8 protein-coding genes are annotated in these 22,464 nt (G+C 43.7%); 1 reads left to right on the forward strand and 7 read right to left on the reverse strand.

Going from position 1 to position 22,464, the window contains the following annotated elements; translation table 11 throughout:
- Nucleotides 1-8 precede the first annotated feature (8 nt).
- On the reverse strand, nt 9-3,524 hold the full coding sequence (locus KHN78_RS17975; protein WP_211917811.1) for a hypothetical protein: 3,516 nt from the start codon (nt 3,522-3,524) through the stop codon (nt 9-11).
- A gap of 68 nt (nt 3,525-3,592) precedes the next feature.
- Nucleotides 3,593-14,665 (reverse strand): hypothetical protein, encoded by an 11,073-nt coding sequence (locus tag KHN78_RS17980; RefSeq protein WP_411912358.1) that lies wholly within the window; start codon nt 14,663-14,665, stop codon nt 3,593-3,595.
- A gap of 1,007 nt (nt 14,666-15,672) precedes the next feature.
- On the opposite strand from KHN78_RS17980, the gene KHN78_RS17985 reads away from it, so the two are divergent.
- Nucleotides 15,673-17,802 carry a diguanylate cyclase gene (locus KHN78_RS17985; protein WP_211917813.1) on the forward strand — a complete coding sequence of 710 codons (2,130 nt, stop codon included), beginning with the start codon at nt 15,673-15,675 and terminating at the stop codon, nt 17,800-17,802.
- Here the strand turns inward: KHN78_RS17985 and KHN78_RS17990 are convergent.
- From KHN78_RS17990 to KHN78_RS18010, 5 genes are all read right to left on the reverse strand, one after another.
- Complete coding sequence (locus KHN78_RS17990) at nt 17,799-18,515, reverse strand: SDR family NAD(P)-dependent oxidoreductase (RefSeq protein WP_211917815.1); 717 nt, start codon at nt 18,513-18,515, stop codon at nt 17,799-17,801. The two genes, KHN78_RS17985 and KHN78_RS17990, sit on opposite strands and share 4 nt — an antisense overlap.
- 181 nt (nt 18,516-18,696) lie before the next feature.
- The gene (locus tag KHN78_RS17995) at nt 18,697-19,254 is read right to left on the reverse strand and encodes a sugar O-acetyltransferase (protein ID WP_211917817.1); all 558 of its coding nucleotides are present in this window, start codon (nt 19,252-19,254) and stop codon (nt 18,697-18,699) included.
- A gap of 114 nt (nt 19,255-19,368) precedes the next feature.
- Complete coding sequence (locus tag KHN78_RS18000) at nt 19,369-20,058, reverse strand: LuxR C-terminal-related transcriptional regulator (RefSeq protein ID WP_211917819.1); 690 nt, start codon at nt 20,056-20,058, stop codon at nt 19,369-19,371.
- Nucleotides 20,059-20,265: 207 nt separating this feature from the next.
- Complete coding sequence (locus KHN78_RS18005) at nt 20,266-20,466, reverse strand: restriction endonuclease subunit S (RefSeq protein WP_211917821.1); 201 nt, start codon at nt 20,464-20,466, stop codon at nt 20,266-20,268.
- Between the two features lie 57 nt (nt 20,467-20,523).
- Nucleotides 20,524-22,440, reverse strand: a complete 1,917-nt coding sequence (locus KHN78_RS18010; RefSeq protein ID WP_211917823.1) for a methyl-accepting chemotaxis protein — start codon at nt 22,438-22,440, stop codon at nt 20,524-20,526.
- Nucleotides 22,441-22,464 lie beyond the last annotated feature (24 nt).

Below are 22,464 nucleotides of genomic sequence, written 5' to 3' on the forward strand. Positions count from 1 at the left end.
TCGCCCTCTTATAACTTACCAACTAGGTTAATGAACACGCCTGATGCGTCGTAATCGTCATCATTCGCTAGGTTGCCATCAAAGCCTGAGAAATTATAACCCACACCGACTTTGAAGTTGTCGCTTAAATGTTTGTTGACCGAGACTAAAGCGCCCTGCTCTAGCTCATCGTAGGTGCTGTCCGTCTTCCAATGATACTCGCCGGTAACATCCCAATCTTTCATTACTCGATAAGAGGCACTCAAGCCGTACAGTGAAATTTTGCTATCGACAGGAATATCTTCGCCTGACTGACGAGTAAATATTTCATGCTTGTTCTTAAACGCGTATTTCGCACCTAGATCCCAGTTCGCATCAAGCGAGTAAATACCTTCTACCTCGATGATGTGGCTTTCTTCATCTTTATAGTCCACATCTCGATTTAGTTGGTCGAAATCCACCAAGTAGGTATAACGCGATAGTAAATTCAATCGGTCGTTATAGATTGGTCGATATGCTAAACCTGCGGTCGACTCAATAAAGCGTGCCAATACTTTATCACTCGATTTACTCTCAGAGCGTGAGTAGTTGAACTTGCCGAATAAGGTATATTCTTCTGTTAAATGGTGCGTATAACGGTTGGTAGTGACCCATTGTTCCACTCGTTTTCTATCGGGATCAGTAGAATCATCCGTTTTGTCGACTCGGTATTCCACTTTATTTTTAAAGAGTACATCATCCACATCTATCGACGTACTGACACTTACCGATTGGCGTTCAGTGGTGATTTTCTGGTCATCTTCGATTTCACCTTTTTGATAACCAATCCCCATGTCGATATCGTCATTCATGTCATAGCCGAAGCCAAACGAGTCAATACGACCTTTGCCGTTGTTCTCATCTACAAATTGGTTTTCTTGGTAGAAATCGACCGTTGAAGTCAGGTCTGCACGTTGGCCAACAATCACATTATTTTTGCCTTCGTATGTGTCGTCTACGTAGGTTAAGTAAGTGCTATAATCTTCGGTTACGTCATACGTCACACTCGCTTCTGCGGCGTCACCACGGTCGCCTGTGGTGTATTCCGCACCAACGACAAAGTCTTCGAGAATACGCGTTTCACCACCTAGAGTGACACTATCGTTTTCATCGTATTCGTCGGTTTGGCCTACGGTTTTCTGACCTTTGATGTACACATTGTTGTCGCTGTCCCAGATATAGTCAGCACGCAAACCCGCTAATGTACCTTTGCCTTTTTCATCTTGGTTGTTTAGCTCTTCAACTTGTTTACCTGCTGCCGAGATCTTAATGTGTTTGGTGACTTTAACTTGGGTTTCCAATTCCGCTTGCTGGGTATCGGTTCTCAAGTCGCCATCTAACTCGCGCTCTTCAATAGAGGTGAAACGCGTCTTCACAGCAACTCGGTCAGTGGCTTGAAAACGAATTTCGGTACCGTATGATTCCTGTTCTAGGTCGTCATCTTGGCTAGCAAAGCTGTAACCTGCGTCTTTAGATTTGTACCAAGCTTTTACATCGTTACCCACCGCAGAGAAGACGTTTGGTGCTAAATCATAAAGGTTCATTACCCCTTTGACTTGGTAGATATCACCTTCACGATCTTCCGCGTTGCTGCCAATTGGAGTGAAGGTTAAACCGCCATCGAACGAAACGTAGTTGGAATCGGTTTGACGACCTTTACTGTGTCCGAATTCGGCTTTCAAATACGTACCCTCGGATGCACGCAACGTTAAGTCCGTGCCGTAGGCTTCGTAGTCTTGGTTATCTTTTTCTTCAGTTTGGTAGTTTGCGCCCACACCGATGTAGTCGTTCACCCAACCTTTCACACGGCCACCAGCGGTCATTGCATCCAGCGCATCACTACCTTGAGGAACATATTCATAGTCCACGGCGAGGTAGTTATCATAACCCGAAGCGGGTTGATCGTTGATTACCGAGCCAAAGTTATCCGAGATGATATTATTCAGTGGCCTAGTCAGAATAATGCGGCCTTGGTATGGATCGATTTCATAGTCTCGCCCCGATTGAAGCGGCATTTCTTGAATAGTGATGCTACTGTCTGGGTCGACAACTCTCACCATTACTTTGTCACTGCCCGGCACCACTTCACCATGACGCAAGAAGTAGAGCGAACCACCTGTGCCTAAGAACTCATCATGAGCAAACAGAGAGTCTGATTCAGCCACAAACCCAACGATATTTAGACGATCTTCGCCGAACTTTGTAGTTGAACGTGTACGGAAATCCCCTTTGAAACCGTACAAGCTTCGGTTGTAGTCATTGTTGTCCGTACCGGTAATACCTGTGTTGTAATTACCCCACAATATATTGGATTTATCATATTCGACATTGAGGTAAACCTTACCTTTGGTGTTCACCACTTTGTAGATGTTCGAGCTGTCACCATAGTTGCCGTAGTACATCTCGTCGTCATCTTCTAGAATATCGAATACGCTGGAGGAATCTGAGGCAAACGGGTGCTTAAACATATCTCGCACATCGCTTTCTTTGGTATCAAAATGAGTAGTGACTCTTAACTTATCACCAAACTTACCTTGGCCAAAATACGCTAAGCGGCCCTGATTGTAGATATCATCTTGGTATTGTTCATCAACTGCTAAGGCGGCTGAATTGCCGGTGACTTTGTTCTTACCAATGTAGAAATCAGCAAGACCGGCTTGCACCCAGTATTCGTCTGGAATACGGACATAGAGTTGATAACGACGCTCTTCACCGTTATCAAATACCACGCGAGTTGGGAACAAATACGAATCGGCTGGCAAATACTGCTCTGCGTACAATTCGCCCTCTTCGACATCGAATTCATCTTCACCAATCACGACTTTATCGACGCCTTTTAAGCCCGTTCCCATGAATCTTGCTAGACCCGCAGAAGTAGGAATGTTGTGACGCATCAACTGGGCTTTACCTAACTTGCGGCTTTGCTCTTCTTCACCGTCGTTCTTGTCGATATCAACTTCAGAATCTGGCTCGACAAGGTCAATCACACCCACCGTGGTCACGTCCATGTTGCCGTCTTTATCAAAGGCTTTTAAACGGAACAACAGCTGCGTGTTGGATTCAAATTGATACTCTTGGTCGGTCGTGCCATCCCAAACAATGTTGAAATCGTTAGCAAATTGCTGACCTTCTACCACTGCTAGAGGATTAACCAAACCGCGGTCACCACCGTGAAAGACTTCTAACTGATAGTGATCCACGTAGTAACTGAAGTTGGTGGTAATCGCGAAGCTCATTTCTTGCAGCGGCTTGCCGTCTTTGACTTCAACATCGCTACTGATGCTCAAATCAAGCACCGGATCAAATCGCATAATGTCACGGCTTACCCAAATCGCCCCTTGATCGAGGTAGATCCGCGTGTTATCCGTTTGTTCGTGTGCTTTTACTTCAATACCCAGTGAGTCACTGTCAATTTTCTCCAATTGGCTGGTGTCTTTCGCGTACGAAAGTATTGGCAACGCAGCCACGATACACATTGTCAGTTTTGATTGTTTAAATCTAATCATAATAATCCTGCTTAACCGCTTGAGTGCTTAGCTGCGTGATACACAGCCTACGTCTGTACTACGAACGGTTAATCATCCCCACTACTTTTGATGCTGAAGTTGAATTTCGTCAGTTTATTTGGTGTGATTCGGCGTACTTTCGGGTTCTCACTGATCACTTTCATGCCTGTTGGTAAGGAGTCTGTGTCCACCTTAACGAGGAACTGCTTGCCTTTTTTATTCAACACCCACTGATCTGGTACATGGTATCGACCATATTGGTCTGTCTCGATGATGATGCCTTCGACGGTAAGCAAGCGAACCCCCGGAATACCATCCTCGTAAATCCCCTTGTTCTCCACTATGATCTCCCAAAGGTAATGGTCACCATCTCGGTAGAGGTTTCTCACCACGTCGATGTTCTCTGCCGACAAGCCTTTTTTCTTATCTCCTTTATGCTTGGTAATCGCCTGACCTTGCTTATCAAACTCAATATGCGTGCCATTATCCGTCGTCACCTTGAACGAGAAACCTTGGCGAGTTCGTGTATTAAACTGGAACACCACTTTGTTGCTGTGTTCGAGGGTACGGTTACGAGACAGGCCGTACAGCTCATCGACTTCATAACCTTTGTCCACACTCGACATCACGACGTCTTGGCCTTTCAGTTTCGCTTTCACGTCTTTAAGTTGTGTTTCAACACCATCTTGAGTGATGAAAGTTGAGCCCGGAATGTAGTCACCTGCGGCAAGATCAATATCGATGTAGATATCATCCGCGGTCGCATCGGCTTGGAAACCATCCCCATTGTGATCTTCAAACACCTTGCCGATGATTGAAGCGGTATCGAATACCTTGTCTGGCATCACTTCTACCGTCGCACTAGCAAGGTTCGATTTCACCACATAACTGGTCGTAGCACGTTGTGCTGAAAAGATCTCTGCAGGTGGCGCTTCAGCCCAAGCTGTATTGGTATAAACACCGAACGTTGCCCCGACACTCACACGCATCAGATAACGAATACGCACAGCATCAGCGGTTTTCGAATCGCCCTTACCGTAGATATTCATGTCGCCCACTTCGAAGAACAGTTGATTGGTCTTCGTTGGCTCAACTGTTATTTGGATGTCATCCGAGGTATCAAATACACCATCAGGGCCGCTATTGACCATCTCCGTCGAGTCCGGGAGGTAAACGAAACCACCTGGGTAGCGGTCAACCAAACGCACACCCGTGAATGGATTGTCGTTTTCGTTGGTGATAACGACTTCGTACTCAACGACTTCACCAACACTTGCTTCTGATTTGCTCGCTACCTTGGTCACTTTCAGCATGCCTTCGTTGTAGGCTTGCTTCTTAACCTTGATCGTGACGTAGGCGGATGCGACTTCACCTGTCGACGCTGTTGCGGTAAAGACGTTAGTAAAGTTGTCATCAATGCCTTGGTTGATTTCACCCGTCACTACAATTTCATATTCATTACCTTGATACGCTTTCATGGTGTGGTTTGAATCGACGTTACTATCTGAATCGACAGAAACCACAACACCAGACTTAAGCTCGGTGATGATCGCTTTCCATGTGGTGAACAATGGATTGCCATTTTTACCAATCAGCTTGTCGATTTCATCCAACAGGTTGACGCTTTCTGCATCCGAAGAACCTCGGTTGGTCGCAGTCATTGTGAAGGTAATTTCATCATCGTCGTTGGTGTATTCTGCTTTATCCGCGACTTTCGTTACCGACAGGATGATAGGTTGTGGTTTGATAGTTACGAAATCGTCTGCCAATACATCGCTTTCTGACTTGTCATAAGCATAGGCATGGTTGGTGATTTCCCCCATTGCATCCACATTGACAACACCTGTAATTTCGATGTCTAACTTGTCGTTTGGCGCGAGGATTACACGACTATTCACATCCAGATTGTCACCTTGAATCTGTGGTAGCACGATGGTGCGATCGTCAGTGTATGAGCTTGTTATACGCCAACTGGTAAATGCTTCGGCTTCGGTGTCATGAATCGTATTCACTTTCAACTCAGAGAGAAGATCCTTGAGCACTATCTCCTCGGTAAACGAGCCGGATTCATTACTTAACACCACGTGATAAGTCACGCTTTCACCTGGACGGTAATACTCATCGTCAACGGTCTTCTCAAGCTTGATAGACTCCGGCATGGCGAACAGCGTTGCAGTTGCGTCCTGAGTTTCGCCTCTGAATGTCGCGCTCGCTGTATTCTCAATCTCACCTGTCGCGTATTGATTAACAAGACCGGTGATAACGAACTCAACTTCATCGTTTGCTGCGATGATCAACGTAGACTCAATATCCGAATTCACACTTGGTATGTTTGTAATTTCTGTTTCAGGATCGTTTTTATTTACGTCAATTCGCCAAGAATCAAACGCTTTGACTCTAGTACCATCAAGTCGAAAGACCTCTAGGCTGCTGATCGCATCTTGAACATCGACATCGGTTGCTGGCACCGTCCCCTCATTCTTGACCTTAACGCGGAATGTCGCTTCAGTTCCCGGCACGTAGTATTCCGTATCTGCCGTTTTCTCGATTGAGATTCCTTGTGACTGAGGCTGAATGGTTGCGCTAGATTGTTGTGTTGTACCATTCAGATCTGCCGTCGCGATATTGGTAATTTCACTCGCGGCTAATGGGTTGGTTTTTGCAGTAATCGTAAATTCAACAATGTCATGCGGCGCAATATCAATCACTGAACGAATATCTTGATCGTCCATTGGCATCGGTGTAACCGTTGTACGATTGTCATTCGTAGTGGTTTCAATCGTCCAACTCTCAAATGCACGCTCATTGACACCGTGAATATTGATGGCTTTTATGCCGGACAAAATATCTTCAAGCTTAATGTCATTATCGAAGCCGTCCGTTCCGTTATAAACACGAACGTGGAATACAGCATTCTCACCCGGAATATATGTCGGTGATTCGACAGTTTTCTCTATCCACACCTCTTCAGGGAGAGTTTCTAGCGTTGCTGTCGCATCCAATATTGCACCGCCGAATTCAGCACTTGCCGTATTCACGATATTTGCCACCGCACTATTATTCACCGTACCTGTGATAGCAAATTCAACAGTATCGCTAGGCGCAATATCTAAACGGGTATCAATATTGTCATTCGGACCCGGTACTTTTTCGATATTTGTACGAGGATCGCCTTTTCTCGTGACAATTGTCCAATCACGTAACGCGGATTCTATTGCCCCGCCGGAGGTCTCCACTTTTAGTTCGGAAATAAGATCTTCTAACTGCACATTTGCGGCAAAACCCGAACCATTGTTCGTCACTTTAACTCGGAATGTTGAGAGCTCTCCTGGTTGGTAGTAACGTTCATCCGTTGTTTTTTCGATGACAATATCGCCAGGATAAGGTTGTAACGTCGCCGTTGCCGTTGTGTCTTTACCATTATGATTAAGCGTTGCTTGGTTAACGATATCGCCAGTCGCTTCACCATTAACAAGTCCAATAATATACAAAGTTATGGTGTCTCTAGGCGCAAGGTCGATGTTGTAATCAATATTTTGATTCACCACTAACTCGTTCTTATCAACCGTGGTTAATGAACTGCCTGTGACATACTGAACCGCCCATTGTAAGAATGCTTGATTCGTTGAACCGTCAATCGTCACAACCGATAATGCACCAATCTCGTCTTTGAGGTTGATGTCATTTGCGTAGCTGTTCCCCTCATTAACAATTTTTAAAATGTACCCAGCAGATTGATTCGGGCTATAAAACTCTACCATCGGTTCTTTAGTAAACGTCAGATCTGGGATCTTTGCGGTACTGGTCGCTTCCGCAGTTTTCTTTATACCGTTATAAGTCACATCAACAATGTTCGTCACATCACCGACAACTTCAGGATCAAGTTGCCCTTCAACGGTAATCGTGACTACATCTGCAGGGCCTATGTCCAAGCTACCATCTAAGAATTCACCTGTGGCTGCTGGGAATTTAGTTTCGCCTGTTTTTGATGACGCATTAAAGAAAATTGAACCCGATTCAAACGCGATGACCGTCGCCCCTGTCACATTGGTCGAAGTAATGTCATTAACGAGGTCTTTCACTTCAACATCATTTGCCCAGTTGTTCGTGGTATTTTCAATCTTAATGGTGTAATTGAGTGAATCTCCTGATTCATATTGAGCTTTGTCCACCTCTTTTGAGACGGTTAACTCCGCAGTTGCCGCAACATAGGTGGCATCCGCAGTTTGAGTTCCACTGGAATCCGTGACCTCAACGACGTTAGTGATGTCGCCAACAAGATCGTCCTTAACAACCCCCTCAATATGAAGCTTGACGGTGTGATTTGGGTGAATGTTGTAACGAATCTGATAACCATTGTCACCAGTCACCTCAGAGCCCGAAATTGGTTGAGTCAGGGTTGGATCTTTACCATCAACACTCACTGACGTAGCTGACCAAGAATCAAAAGCGCGCACAGGCAATGTCACACCTGCTTTTTCAGCACGAATCGTCTTCCAAAGGTCTGAGATCAGAACATCGGTCGCATAACCTGTACCGGTGTTTTTCACCTCAATGTCGTAACCAATCGTATCTCCCGGATGGTAAATCGCAGAAGTCGTTGAGGTGACTTTCGAAACTGTAAGTGTTCCCGGTTCTGGATAGATGAACTTTTCACGTAAGTTGTATGTATAGAAATCGGTACTAGAGGCTAGTCTTCCTTTAATTTGGTTAGTGAACTCACCAACAGCATCATCGCGGACGTGGCCGACAACTTCGATAAGTATCTCTGCCTTACCACTCATGGGAACATCCTCTACATTGATGTCCTTATCCGCGGGTGCTGCATTAATTAAATCAACTTTAGTAAAAGTAGCGTCAAGACCAGGATCTACAATTTGCGCAGAAACTGTCCAATCTTTCAGCGCAACCTCTTCTTTACCACTTGCTGTTTGAACCTTGTAAGCCGTAATCGTATCTTGAATATCAATCAACTCGTTATTCGTCGTCTCATTTCGAACTCGGATTTGATAGACAATTTCAGAACCGGGGGTATAGGTCGGTGTCGTAGTCGACTTCTCAGCTGTTAAGCTTGATGTGCCTTGATTCAAAGTAACATCATTACTATCCACTCCATCGACAGTCGCAACGTTTGTGATGGTTCCTGTCGCGTCGGTTGCTACAACACCATCGATCTCAAATACGACAATATCAGTTGGCATCAAGTCAAACGTAGCATCAAGAGGCACGTTACCTTGATATTGGCCACTTATAGAGAAACGATCTGGGTCAGGAGCGCTAACAACCGCAACACTGTAGTCTGTAAACGCAGATCCTCCGAGGGATGTATCTATTTCGTTCAACTTATCTACGATGCTCACATCGTTAGCAATACCTTCACCTGTATTTTGAACGGTAACCTGATATTGAACCTGCCCACCAGGGTTATAGTGACAGTCTGTACCTGTATCAGACGGGAACGTACAGCTTGGACCAATTTCATCCGCGGTAGTACCAATAACGGTTTTAGTCACAACCAGAACAGGAGCGACTGGTGGAATGATTTCCGTGGTATCCGTATGATTCCCTGCTTTACCGGTATTGCCATCAATGTCACCAAGCGCATCCGGGCGAATTTTCCCTTTAACGGTGAATTCCATCACTTCTTCAGGGGCAATATCCACCAGCAGATCTAAATCATCAGAACGGTCATAAGCTCCAATGTAAGTATCTTGGTTGCCACTTGTGCCTGATGAAGTAAACGTATGAGTGATATCGGTATCGGAAAATGCCGACTTCGTCATGCCACCAATTACCTCAACTCGCACATTCGATATGATGTCCTGAATCACCGTTTGATCGCGCCAAACAGGTTCCGTATTGGCAACAGTAAACTTGTAGATCACCTCATCTTCTGGTTTGTAAGTATCATTCGTAGCATATGGCTTACCCGCTATCGAGACGATCGCTTTCTCTACCGTCAAATTGGCACTATCTGGAATAATTTTCGCCGCACTAAAGTTCGAACCGTTGTACTTCGGTTTCGCGACTATCTGATCAAGGGCGTCAAAACGGACCTGTGACTCCATCACAAAATCAATCCATCCCCCTGGGGCAATAGACAATATCGGGATATCAATGTCAGAGTTTGTTCCACCGGTATAACCACCAATGTCTGTCGTTGCTTCACCTGACGTTGTAACGGTGACATCCCAACCATATTGTTCAAAAGCTGGTAGGGTTTGGTTATCTGCCTCACCTGCTGCATTTTGGGCGACACGAACTTTGACTTTAGAAAACAGTTCTTGCAAAGACTTGTTGTATTCCAAGCCTTTACCGTTATTTTCTATTCTCAAGTGATAAACCACTTTTTTACCATCACTGGTGTGGTTATACGTTGTTTTATGAGTAGACAGCGAGTTGTCAGTAAATGCTTTATGCAACTTCGTAATTTTAGCTGGAAGCATATTGACGGGTTCTGAAACTAAATTTTGCTTGTTATCTACCACCGCAATATTCAGTATTTGGCCTACTGCTTTTTCACTGATTTTTGCCTTGATGGTATACACAACAAAAGTGTCACCCGAAGCAAAACTGTTCGCCGCCAAGTTAAACTGGGTATCAATATCACTACTGTTTGTTACACTCCCAGCATCACTGATGCCACTTGCATCGACTGCAGTTGTAATCGTCCAAGAATCAAATGCTCTTCCAACCGTACCATCAAGATACTGTGTTTGAATTTTACTGATCTCATCTTTAATCGGCATATCATTGATGTGGACGTTATTAAGATTCTTTAACGTAATTTCATACTCAATGTAGCCACCAGGTGTATACCCACCATTCAACTCGGTCGTACCATTACTATCAAAAATACGCGTTACGTGTTTCGCAAAATTAAACTTTTCTGCCGAAGCTTTTGTTTTTGCACTGACGGTATCACCATCAACGGTTAACAAGTTCAATATCTCGCCAATCGCTTTCTCATTGACCTTTGCAGTGACTTTGTATTCAACTTTGGTCCCCATGGGGATCGACGCGTGCGTACGAATGTCTTTGTTATTTGCAATCGAACCATCTAAATCCATGATTGCTTTACTACTGCCACTGACTATGCGTTGATCAATCGTCCAACCTGAATCGAATGCCTTACCCGGTGTACCGTCGATCAAATCGGTTTCAATAGACGACAAACTATCAACCACAGGGATATTGTAGGCATTGCCTTTACCGTCATTTTCTATCGTCAGGCGGTATACCAGTGGCTGATTCGGCTCGTAGCTTACTTGGTCAACTGTTTTGGTAAATGACAGATGATAGCTATTAGGAACGACGGTAATACCGCCAATCGTTATGGTTCCAACCGCGTCTTCTCGTACTACGCCCTCAACTTCGAATGTTACGGAATCGCCACCAGCCACATCGATTGTTGTATCAATATTCTGATTATCTGCAACTGTGCCATCTAATGTGCCATCGGTTGTTCCTTGACCACCATTCGAATCTTTTTTAGAAACATCAACGGTAAAGCCCGTCTCGAATGGGGTTGCTAGTGTTCCATCAAGAAGCTGCGTCTTAACACTTTCAATATCCTCTGAGACGCCATAATTGTTTACGTAACCGGTTTGGGAAGATACGGTCACTTGATACGTTAACGTATCGCCCGGAGAATAAAATTGAGTTTCGACGCCGTTAACAAGCAGTTTACGGACCACATCTCCGCCATTATCAGCACGCTCCATTTCATGATGAGAAACGTGCGACTCTTCTGTTACCTGACCAATATCACGATAGATGTACGCATCGTTTTCAATCTTATTATTTAAGCTACCTCCAGCATCTTGAGAGCCAATCACGTTATCCTTAACACGCGCTTTAATTCTAAACGTACGCAACTCCCCTGCATCGAGAGTCATCGTATTTGAGGCGTTGCCCGGCGGATAAACAAAATCTTCGTTAGTCTTAGCTTGGAAGCCTGACCCAAAATCAAACTGCCAATACTCAAATGGTTTTTGATCATAGAGATCGGCATAATGATCATCTTTGTCATTAGCAAGCACCGCACGGATCTCATTTAAAAGATCGACCACTTTCAAGCCTGTCTCTGGGTTAGAGCCATTATTCAGAACGCGAATTTCATAGGTCACGTCATCACCAGGGGAGAAACGCACTTTGTCTGCCGTTTTAAGAATGGACACATTCAGCTTTTCGCCTGATGTCCCCCCAATTTCTGCAGAAGAGGATTGGTTTAGGTTTGTAGCAGGGTCATAAATTTCAGCGGTATTCGAGATTTCATCTTGTGAATAATCTGCTTTGACTTTGCCTCTGATGTCATAGACGACATACCCCTCGGTGCCATTTATTCTAGGGTCAATGTCGATGCGTGTATTGATGTTGCCATTGTCTGGATAATCGCGCTTCGAGCCCGCGTTACTGCCCGTTTTAAATGGTGAATTGTTTGAGTCTGTATAAGAGGTGATGGTCCATTCAGAGAAAGCCCCAAGCCCAATAATATCATCGGTAACACGCACTTCATTCGCATACCCAGGTCCCGTGTTTACAATGGTCACCTTAAAGTTAACCCACTGCCCAGGAATAAACTCATCATTCGATGTGGTTTTTGCCACAATTACTTTTGGATCATGCGGGTAAACAACCGCAGTATCGGTCGCAGAGGATTGAACGATCGAGTCTGGAGTTTTGATCTCTGCTGTATTGTTAAACCGTGTGAATATGATTTCATCTTCATTAGTACGATCGATCTGCGCTACAATCGTATAGACCACCTCGACATTAGGTGGGATCTGCGCGGTGGTATCCAGATCATTGTTGTCTGAAAATGAACCAACATCGGTGTATGTCCCATTACCATCCAATCTTGGATCGTCGGACTTAATCTCTGCACTAATTTGCCATGATTTAAACACAGGTTTAGTCACACCATCCGGTTCCAATATACCTGCCGTAATCGTAGATAGCGTGTCTTTCACTTTGACATTAGTTGCGTAACCATTTTCTTTCGCGTTTTTTAACCGAATTTCATACGTCACTTCCGTATCTAATTTTGAATACGCCGTTTGTTCTGCATGAAAACCCGTATCTGTGTTCGTTTTTACTCGCTTGTCTAATTCGATCGCGAAATCTCTAGGATCTGACCCTCGGTCTGCATAAACAGACCCATCGACGGTCACTTGGTTTTGAATATGCCCATTCGCCACAGGATCGGTCTGAGCGACGATGGTGTACTCAATATAAGAGTGAGGCTGAAGTGTTGCGATAACATTGAGATTATTTGGGTATTTGATTTCACCCGTGATCCCCGTATCTGAGGCAGTCGCATCACTGCCATCCTCTTTATATGCATGGGCTGTGATCGTCCAATCAGAATATGCAGGAATCGTATTGCCTCTAATATCTTGAGTTTCAACCGCAGATAAATCATCCAATACTTGAACTTGATCGGCAAAACCATCGCCATCGTTCGTTATCGTAATAGTGTAAGTCAGCGCTTGCCCAGAGGAATAGAAACGACTATCGACATCTTTACCCGCACGCAAGTTATCATCTGGAGTTTGAACACCAGACCCCTCCTCCGTGACATTGTCACTTGAACAGCTTGGGTCATTGTCCAAAATCAGGCCCATGCTGCTGTCATTTGTTTTTGCGGTCAGTTTGTACTTTATGGTTTGCCCCGGCGCAATATCCGGAGTAAGAGAGATAGGGCTAGAGCTCCACGCTCCGTAATTGAAACTACCTGGATCAGAGCCATTTGAATCTTGGCCGGAGATAACATCAACTTTCCACTTTTCAAAGGCCTGTCCATCACCCGAACCGCCCGCTTGCTCGGTAATCACACAAGTCAAGTTGTCTTGTACCAAAAGGTTGTTAGCAAAATACTTTGATGAGCCGTTGGTCACAGTAATTTCATATTCAATCTCGCCACCAGGCACGTATTCACTTGCGCTCGTCGTTTTAGATATCGAGATATCAGAATCAGAGACACTGAGCACTTTTTCTGCCTCCACTGTGTCGGAGACAGTCGTGGTTTGAACAATCGTACCTGCGTCATCAACAACAGACGCCGTAAAACCTTGCAGCGTCCCGATGGTAATTGGGGTTAAGGTCGCTTTAATATTGTAAGTAATCGCTTCTCCAGGATAAATGGAGACCGTATCATCAAAATCTACATCTGTTTGAGGACCGCTTTGATAAGAAGATTGGGATTTCCCACCGATATTGGTGACGCTCACGTTCCATGTTGAAAATGGGTTACCATCAACATCAGTATGATCAAAATTGTTAGACAGATCATTCGCTAAGCCATTACTTGACACAATGTCCTGAATATTCTGTTTTATGTGGTATTCATGCGCGATACCGCCACTGATGTTTGTTGCTTTTACTTCGATATTGACCACACCATTGATCAAGTATGGCGTAGTTGATAGTAAACGATGTGACAGTTCAATATCTGGTCTCGCAGGGGGCGTATTGAGTTCGTTACTATCTAACGTTCCAGAGCGAGTTTTCGAGGTGGCACTGGTAACAATATTCGACACGAGATCATTAGCGACCGTTGCGGTAATGGTATAAGTAATGTATCCACCGACTGAAATCGTCGCATCTTTAACAGATAAGTTATCAGACGCCGAATAAGACCCCGGATCACTACCAGAAGACGCAACCGCAGTAATAGAAACATCACTAAATGGCGAGGCGGAACTGCCTGATTGTGTTTCGCCCGTCAAAGCCATAAACGCTTGTTCGATATCTAATCCTCGAACGGCAAATATCCCCGTATTGGTCGCCGTTAAGGTATAGCGCAATGCCTTCCCTACCTCGTACTCGGACGGCGTTACAATGGCATCGAGTGTGTATTTATACTCGGCAGGTGTAAATGTGATTTCTTTTTTATTTTCATAGATTTGTTCAACACCTGCAATCTGTGCTTTTACAACCGTTCCACCTAAGATGATATCACCAGCGGCATCATCGGCCACCGTTGCTTCGATCTGGTAGGTAATTCGACCAAATGGGAGAAGGCTTGCTCCAACGACATCTAAGTTCGTATCCTTGTCTTTATAAGTCCCCGCATTAGAGCCAAGAGTATGTGAATCACTTATCGAAATGTTGCTAAATGCGGCGCTAGAGCCCGACATAACATCCCAAATAGCGTTCGTGACCGAAACGCCTCTAAGGATACTCGCGGTTGTATTGCTTACTTCAATGGAATACGAAATGACTTGCCCATTTTCATAATAGGTTCCTGACGTAGGGCTAAAAGAAATGTCTATTTCATTAGCTGCTATCGCATGGGCTGAGGCGAAAAAAGTCAGCATGAATATGGCTAAATAACGTTGAACGATGGTCACAGAACTTTCCCACTTTTTATGATCATACCCAACTAATCTCGACCGACATACATACCGAGAATGACTTGGGAATACTATTATTCATTGATTTAATTCGAAGCTAATAATGACGTCAAAAATCAAGCGCCATATTTTTGACAATATAAGTAACCGATATGTCACGTTTCTGTCAGTTTCCATTCAGATTCACACAAAGCATTGAATGCTACATCCTCACAAACATTCTGAATTTTTCACTAAGAGCAGCAAAATCGTAAGCATCATCGTCTAATTCTCCACGTTCGATGCCAGAGAAATAGGAATATTCAACCAGACGGTATACTTTGAGTGCCTTACATTTCAATGTAGCTGAAATGAAAGGAGTTTTAATGAAAAATATACACAAAAGGCAAAATGCACAACTAATATCACAATATTTATATTAATTAGAAACAAAAACAAAACTCACTCTAAGTGCTGCACCGTGAGCGATCTAGCAACTCAGCACTTGTTTAGCAAAAATGACAAGATAACAGTCGCCATTAACCGAACGCTGTATTAATATTGAGGAAAAGATTATAAGTCGCGCTTCATACCAGACCCAATCAGCAAATCAACTGCGTCTTACGCTCAGTTTATTGTTTGCAAAGCGTTTATTCTGAGCAAAGTACATCTTGTTAGCAAAGCTCTACCTAGAGCAACTCGAAGTGCTCTTTCACAACCCGATATGCGCTGCCAACAATGAATCGATGCAGGGTGTTCAGAGAATAATTTAGATTGGTGCATGAATGCGCTCGACAATTAAGGAGCTAGGAATGGACTCGCCTGCATATATGCAGATCATCGCTTTGTTGACCCGAGTGCAAAATTACCCAGGGTTAGATGGGTTAAGTTTTATTGAACGTCGAATACAACAGATTTGTCAGCACACTGATTTTACCATGCCAGAAGCATTTACATGCTTTGTTAACGGATTAAGGCATGACCGCAATGATGAACTTGATCCCGCGATCATGCAGTATCAAGCTTGTTTAGCGGCCTGCTCATCCATCGATATCGCCCTACGTTTTCAAACCCATGTTTTGCTAGCATCGATTTATGCCGATAGAGAGCATTACCAACAAGCGTACGATTTATACCAAGAAGTATTGAGCCATTCTCATCTACTCGATACCAACTTCGTTTCCTTGGCATATACAAACATCAGTGACTTGTACCTTTCATTAGAGAAGTATTCTCAAGCTGTTGAACTAGCACAACTCGGAGCAAAAGCGTCTCTAGAAGTGTGCAACCCCGTGAATGAAGCAATTTGTCTTCTCAATGTCGGGATGGGCTTAGGTCAACTTGGTGATCCACTTTCTGCGCTTGAGCACTTCCACCAATCACTCTCCATCGCAAAAGCCATACCCGATCAACGTATTGAAGCGATCGCTCATGGCTATATCGCTCAAATTTTGATGCAGCAAAGGGAAACAAATACTCAACAAGTTCGATTTCATTTTGAAGCGGCCGACCAACTATACAAACAAGTCAAAGATCAGCATAACAGCCAAGAAAATCTCACGTTCTTTGCCGAATTTTTAACAAGAGAACATCAATTCAATGATGCTCAACACATATGTGATCGCTTGGCTAAATTGGTAGACGCAGAGAACAATTTCGGATTTTATGCTCGCTACTGTGAAGCACAAATCGTCATTTACGAACAACAAAAGCAGTGGGAAACCCTAACACGCTTTCAAAAAGGCTACTTAGCACAAACTCAACACCGCTTACAAAGAGCACAAAATGAAGAAGCAGAGCACCTTCAACAGGAGATCGCCCAGCTTACTGAGCAACAAGAACACCAGTTACTAAAACAAGTCCAAGAACAAGTTGGGGCGATCACACACGTAGGACAAAGCATTGCGACCGTACAAAGCCTTGAACAAAGCTTACCCTTTATCTATGAAAAAGTGTCTTCGATTTTTCCAACCGATGAATTCGGTATCGCCCTTTTTGAAGAAGAGAGTCAGTTACTAGATTACCGTTACTTTTACGATTGCGATGGACATGTGTCTCCGTTGACCATCAATTGCAAAACCGACCGTAATATAGGCAGTTATGTGGTGACTACGGGCAAAACTGTCCACATAAACAATGTCACCGAAGAGTCCATTAGCGCTTATGTTCCTTTATCTGAACGTAGGGATCACGATCTTGTTATTTTCGACAACAGTAAAGTTGCACGCTCTGTAATATTAACGCCGATTCGACTTGGTCAACGAACACTAGGTGTATTGTCACTCCAACATCATTTGCCGGAGCAGTATCAACGCCATCATGTTTACTTATTTGAACAACTGGCGGGATTCATTGCGATCTCATTAGAGAACCTTGTTCAACGACAGCACTTACAGCATGCAAATGCGCAACTTGATAAGTTATCAAAAACGGATCCACTGACGGGGTTATATAACCGATATCAGTTAGATAAAATCGCACCAATACTCATCAAACGAGCCAAGTCAAAGCAGCAGAACTTCGCCATTGCGATCATCGACATCGATTATTACAAAGGCTTTAATGATTGCTTTGGTCATCAGCAAGGCGATCTCGCGCTTAAAGCGGTAGCAAAAGTGCTCACAGACGTCTTCAACAATAAAGGGGAATATCTATTTCGCTATGGTGGCGATGAATTCCTCCTCATTACGATCAACCAGTCATGTGATCAAATTAGGGCTCGACTCACACACCTTGAAGAGCGAATCGCATCACTTAAGATGGAAAACCCCTCGTCTCTTTGCTCAGATCTCTTAACGCTCTCAATAGGTGCAACTAGCTTTACTCAATTACCATCAGTAAGAACGAGTTTTGAAAGCCTATTCAATATAGCAGATGAGGAACTATACAAAGTCAAAGAGCAGGGGCGCAATCACTTTCGTTTGGTCGAACAAGAGCTTTAGCTATCCTGATAAATCATTTTTTTGCTCATCCCTCCATCAACAACCAAATTGTGGCCATTCACAAAATCGTTGTCGGGATGAGTAAGAAACAAGCAAGCATTAACAATGTCCCTTGCTTTTCCGACTCGGCCAGAGGGATGTTGTTGATGATCCAACATCTCTAGATCATCATAATTCTCGACTTGGATCCAACCTGGACTCACTGCATTCACCGTAATAGGTGTATCCGAAAGAGAAATAGCCATTGAGTGTGTCATTGAGACTACCCCACCTTTAGATGCGCCATAAGCATCCCAACCCGCTTCGTTTTGATGCCAACGTGTCGAACCTATATTGATGACTCGTCCATAAGAGCATCCCTTGTTCAGCGCGATAAAACGACGAGTACATGCAAATGCGCCCTTAAGGTTAACATCTATCACTCTCGAAAATTCATCAAATGTTAGAGTACTTAGCGGCTTAGTAAAGTTAGCGATCGCACCATTGTTGATAAGAACATCGACCTGACCATATCGGCTTTCAAGTTGATCAAAAGCGGCATCAATTTGTTCTATACACCCGAGATCCACTTGGTAAAAATCAACGTCTGAATTCGTCGATGAAACAACATCAAATACAACGACTGTCGCACCAAGATCGAGGTACGCCTGTACAAGATGCTTACCGATCCCTTGGCTTCCACCAGTCACTAACACCACTTTATTGTCGTACATAACCACGCCTCAATTTTACTGAACTGGCGTCTATTTTAGGGCGGTAATGAGAAGAAAGATATCCTCAATCTAGAGCGAATCACTCAGGTAAATACCAAAACTTATTAATCTACAAATAAAAATAAAGCCGAATTGATATCGGCTCTAGTGGGTGATGGGCATATCAGTCATATCAGATATATCACTGTTCAATTTCTCGAATCACTCGACATGGGTTTCCGGCTGCAACCACATTAGGTGGTATATCTTTAGTCACGACACTACCTGCACCAATCACTGAATTCTCTCCAATCGTTACCCCTGGACAAACAATCACACCGCCGCCTAACCACACATTGTCACCAATATAAATTGGCGTTCCAAATTCCACGCCTTCCGTTACTCGTCCTTTTACATCCAATGGGTGACCTGCGGTGTAAATTTGAACGTTTGGCGCAAATAGAACATTGTCTCCGATATGAACTTCTGCCACATCTAATATGACACAGTTAAAATTGGCGTAAAAATTTTTACCTAGTTTAATGTTCGATCCATAGTCGCAACGAAACGGTGGTTCTAAATAGGCCCCTTGAGCATCAGGAATCAAGGTGTCGATAGCATGTCGCCACTCTTGCGTGTCTGGAATACTGTTGTTTAGGGCTTGTAGCGTTTTTCGGCATACAATTCGAGCTTGGTAGAGTTCATCATCCCAAGCGTTGTATGGTTCACCCGATAGCATTTTTTGCTTTTCTGTTTTCATGATTCACAATGATTACTTCTAAAAGAAACCCGAATGAAAACACAATCTACGCTCGCAAAATGTGAGAAAACGCAATATTACATGCAAATGAAAACATTCTTATCGTTCAAAATCTTATACCGCTGCGGGTAAGTCAGAAAGGTTATCTTTCACCCAAATCAAAGCTTGCACTCGATTCTTAACCTCTATTTTCTTAAAAATATTATGCAAATGCGTTTTTACCGTGTTTTCACTCACAAAAAGTTGCTTTGCAATTTGCTGATTGGACGCCCCCATAGAAAGAAAAGTCATAATTTGCTGTTCTCTTTTCGTTAGCACTGCCGATGTCGACTTGTTAACTGGGCGGCCGTGCCTACGTAGATGCATAATATATTCTTGAGAAAACTTACGGCTGAACCACATATCACCCTGTAGAATTTTCCCAATACCGGTATGCAGGGTATCAATGTCATCCGACGTGTAAAAAATCCCGGCTAATGTTGGCCATACTAATGTTTCTTGGGTTGAAATAGACTTATCGCAATTAAATAAGACTTCGATCGTATCTTTATTATTTTCCTCTTTTACAAGCATGTAGTTATCGAATGCTTCTTCATTGAGCGCGCTTTTATCAAGCAATATCGCGGAGGTTGAATCTGGGAGGGAGTGTGAAGAGTGTGAAGAGTGTGAAGAGGGTGAGAGTTTATCTGGAGCAATCAAAGTAACGTTAATCGTGAGTTTACTTTCCAAAACGTCCTTTAATAGGGATGACTGCAAACTGTCTTCCGTGATTAAAACAACATTCCTTTTATTATCATTTTCCATATTTCTCCCATCCCTAGCTATATCTGACATGAATAATTAGGGTCGATGACATAGGCATTAAAGTCAAGTATGAAAATAGTAGTACTTATGTATAACTGGCTCCGCCATCAAGTATTGATAGTAGTATAAAAACGACAATAAAAAAGGGAGTATGAATACTCCCTTTTCATTACTTACATCAGTACATATTGATGCACTGGAAGTGAATTAGTGCACTGGCACTGAATTTTTTTGATTGAACTTACCAAAGTACTGTTCAAGAACTTCCGGAGTCAAATTTCCTTCCGCTTCAAGCTTCTTCAGTTGTTCTACAATCTCTTTCTGCTCTTCTAGTGATGGCAGTTTTACTTCTGGCTCTTGAGCGGCTTCTTGAGAAATTTGCTCAAGTTCTTTTTCGAAGTCATTCATAGTATTTACCTAATCTATAGTCATGAAACTTGTCAATTAGCACTATTCTATCCAACTCTACAACTTGAAGCTACCAACCATCTTATCTAAGCGGGAGGATAATGCCTGAAGGTCGCGACTGGCATCTGCTAACTCCTCTGCGGTTGCCGTGGTCATCTCGTTGATAGCATTAATCTCTTCAATATTTTGGTTTATCGTATAAACCACCGTCGACTGTTCTTCTGTGGCCGTCGCGACTTGAGTATTGCGATCAGAAATATCCATGATTCGTTCCGAAATACTTTTTAGCACTTCAACCGCTTCATCTGTTGATGTCACACCCTCAAAGGTAATCGCTTTACCCGCTTCCATCGCGGTAACCGCATCTTGAGCATCGCTTTGCAGCTGATTAATCATCTTCTGAATTTCTTCTGTAGAAGATGCGGTACGAGAGGCAAGGTTTCTGACTTCATCAGCAACCACAGCAAAGCCTCGTCCTTGCTCCCCTGCGCGAGCAGCTTCGATAGCTGCATTAAGTGCAAGCAAGTTCGTCTGATCAGAAATGTCACGGATAACGTCCAAGATCGAGCCGATGTCTTTGGTCGTTGTGGCAAGCTGAACCACTACCATACTTGTCGATTCAACATCATTCGCAAGACGACTGATCACCTCTTTTGCTTGGGTAACCACTTGGCGACCTGTTTCCGTATTATTTGAAGCTTGACTCGCCGTATCCGCAGCGGTTGCTGCATTGGACGCGATCTCGCTTATCGTTGCACCCATTTGGTTAATCGCTGTCACAACCTGAATCGTTTGATCGCGTTGCTCTTGACTATTATCGTGTGTCGATGTCGCTTTACTCGAAACACTCTCCGCAGCTTGGCTTAACGCACCACTGGTTAGCGACACTTCTTTCATCGTGGCATGGATTTTTTCAATAAAACCATTAAAGCCTTTCGAAAGCTGTGCGATTTCATCATTGCCTTTAATTTCGATACGCTGAGACAGATCGCCTTCACCCTCGCCAAGATCCGTGAAGCGGTTCGCAATCTGTTTAATCGGGTTTGTGATGCTATTCGCAAGCAAGACGCCCATTGCAATGAACACCAACGCAACAATTACGGTTGTCATTAGCATTTTTTCACCGGTAGCGTTGAGATCAGCAAAAACTTCATTGACTGGCACTACGCCAATCACAAACCAATCCATTGATGGTACGTATTGGCTAGAGACAAACATCTCTTGTCCCTCAAACTCCATCGTTACCAAATTAAAGCGGTCTTTGTTCAACAACTTAGACGCTTGATTACCAAATAGCTGATGAATAGAGGCTTTATTTTTGCCGGGCTGACGGTGAATTTGAATATCACCTTTACTATTGGTTAAGAATACATAACCCGTATCTTGAATTTTGAATCCATTCAGCAGCTTCACCATGTCATCCATTGACTTAGACAGGCCCGCCATCGAAATACCTGCAAGGTCTTGGTAGTTCGCAAACATCTTAACTTCACCAGTGGTCTCTTGGAATACACTAACAGACATGCCTTGTCCTGATGACGTAAAACCAAAAAACCAACCGTCTTGAGAGCGATTTAACTGACGTAAGAACCCGTTTTGGTTCCAGTAATACGCCGTCTGACGGTTTGCAACAGAAGCATCATTCAACTGGTACTGTGATTTTACATTATTCAGTTGATTTACAAGCAGTGCTTCTTCTACTGGGTTGCGATCGGTTTTCGATAACGCTTCAACCACAAATTCATTGGTTGCCAGTTGCTTAGCCGCTTGCTGCATCTGAACAACTTCACGGTCAATTTCTGTATTGATTTGTTGCAACATGGCGGGCAATTCAATATCAATAAGACGGTGACTAAGCACCTGACGGGCATGATGCTGCGCCATAACGCCAACAATGATGGTGGATGCAAGAACAGCAAAAGTAATACCGAGTACCACTTTCTGTTTAATACTCAGAGAATTAGGTTTGAACATATCTGGACCTTAAAAGAATCACTC

This window comes from Vibrio sp. B1REV9, assembly GCF_905175395.2.
In the GTDB taxonomy this organism is placed as follows: Bacteria; Pseudomonadota; Gammaproteobacteria; order Enterobacterales; family Vibrionaceae; genus Vibrio; species Vibrio alfacsensis.